This window comes from Acinetobacter lactucae (assembly GCF_013344765.1).
Lineage (GTDB): Bacteria > Pseudomonadota > Gammaproteobacteria > Pseudomonadales > Moraxellaceae > Acinetobacter > Acinetobacter lactucae_A.
Genome location: NZ_JABVBF010000294.1, coordinates 1 through 1879, shown reverse-complemented (window position 1 = coordinate 1879; position 1879 = coordinate 1). Strand labels below are relative to the sequence as shown.

Here is a 1879-nt window from a genome sequence, read left to right as displayed (position 1 = left end):
CATAGATATAAATCATTATGAGAATAATATGAAAATTTATAAACCTATTTTGGCTTTAAATTTGGTTCTAGCGAGCTTGGGAATTTCGGGTTGTAACTTACACACCCAACAGGAGTTTGAAAAAATTTGCCTGTCGGGTGGGCACAGCAAAACCAGTTGCGAATGTATTTATCAGCGACTTGAACAAACCTACTCTCCCAAGCTGATGCAGCAGCTAGAACATGTCAGTTTGCAAAGTCCTGTTCTCCCACAGGACTTTGCCCCTACTTTTTTCAGCGTGATGCAGCGGTGTGACAAAAATGAGATGGGTTAAGCGTTTGGCTTAGCCCCCTTTATCTCTGTGTTGCAATGGTTTATTACTTTAAATCAGCGCAAAAGATTAAAGTCTGTTGTGGCACAGAGGCCTAAAGAAGAATATTTTTAAGCAATTTCAAATCTTATAGTTTAGATATTTCTATACTCAGCTCATTTTTAACAGTAAAGTCATGTTTAATAAGTAGTATTTTCCAACATTAATATCATAGAGCTAATAAAAATGAGTTTTTATACAGAACTACAAGTCCGTTATACAGATTTTGACACGATTGATTTATCTACTGAAAAGCAAAAAATTCTAGAAATATTAACTATGTTAGCTGAAGGTGCAACTCATGAGGATCTCTATAATGACTTAGTGAGTGCCTTTGCTAATGGACAAGCTGACCTTAATATTGACCCTATTTATTGCGAAATAATAATAGAAAAAATTATCGCTCTGTTTCCAAATGCAAATTTTGAATGTCGAGGGTTAGGAGAAGAATATTTCTATACGTGGATTCTTTGTGTTGAAAATGGGCAGATCATTTTTAGCAGCAAGCCTTGGGAAAGTGAAAATCCGTTTATATAAGAATAACCATACTTTTGTTTTGTACGTTTTAACCTACAAACTTTTAGGGATTTTGCGGATTGGCGATCCTCTGCTTTTTTCCTAATATGAACTCATACAGGAACAGGATGTTCCGGAACACAAAACAACAATAATAGGTTCATGCATCAGGATCGTGAGATACGACAGGAGTCATATCTAGTACCCAAATACGAAAAAGCTCGACAGGATGTCGGGCTTTTTTTATTTAAGTTAAAAATAACTCTATCGAGATGTCTATCTTAATTTAGGTTATAACCGAACTTTCTTGTCTGAAGCGTTTCTTTCCACCAACTTTCTCGTTGGATAATCACGTTATCATCTACCGTTGACTTAAATATATCGAGAATAGAGAATCTAAAATTTTCTTCCATGTATGTAAGATCTAAATTGACCAAGCCCTTATTGCCGCCATGCTTAGTACGAACATAAGCTTGCCAACGATTTAAAAGCATTTCTTCACCATATGCAGACCCAACATACATCTTTCCATTATTAATATCAGTAATCAGATAAACACCCTTTTGGTTTCGTAAAGCAGTCTTCCATGAATCCTTACCTATAACTCTTGATAATTCATTCCAAGAGATGTTTACATTTTCATAGCCAGGGAAAATATCATTGTCGAATATATCTGGAAGCATTTGTACTACTTCACAATCATCAAGTACAGATGTCGCCCGTCTAACCATATTCTGTGATGTATTTTTAAATCTAATTACCACTCGACCAAAAAATTTACGATACTCTTCAATAACTTCATATTCATAGCCAATACCATTAAAAATATTCAAATCTTTAGTAATCTTTCCTATATGAAATAAAAGCCATAGATCTTCATTTCTTTTTATTTTTATAAGACCGATTGTTGTTTGGCCATCTTTATAAGATTTATTTTTATTGTAATTCCAATAATGTCCTTGCAATAAGACTTCCTCTTCACCATTTTTGAATATCTCAATTGGATTCCAATTA

Annotated in this window: 3 protein-coding genes; 2 read left to right on the top strand and 1 reads right to left on the bottom strand. The window is 34.1% G+C overall.

What is annotated here, in order from left to right; genetic code table 11:
- Positions 1-28: 28 nt before the first annotated feature.
- Both HUN22_RS16795 and HUN22_RS16790 read left to right on the top strand, forming a co-directional pair.
- Entirely contained in the window at positions 29-313 is a 285-nt protein-coding gene (locus HUN22_RS16795) for a hypothetical protein (protein ID WP_174731774.1), read from the top strand.
- A gap of 222 nt (positions 314-535) precedes the next feature.
- A complete protein-coding gene (locus tag HUN22_RS16790; RefSeq protein WP_174731771.1) occupies positions 536-886 on the top strand; it encodes a hypothetical protein in 351 nt (116 codons plus the stop codon).
- 260 nt (positions 887-1146) lie between these two features.
- Here the strand turns inward: HUN22_RS16790 and HUN22_RS16785 are convergent.
- Positions 1147-1879: GIY-YIG nuclease family protein (locus tag HUN22_RS16785; protein WP_174731768.1), on the bottom strand; the 733-nt coding region annotated here is incomplete at its 5' end.

Coding starts and splice junctions, on each gene's coding strand:
- HUN22_RS16790 (WP_174731771.1), top strand. CDS start 536: ATGAGTTTTTATACAGAACTACAAGTCCGTTATACAGATTTTGACACG.
- HUN22_RS16795 (WP_174731774.1), top strand. CDS start 29: ATGAAAATTTATAAACCTATTTTGGCTTTAAATTTGGTTCTAGCGAGC.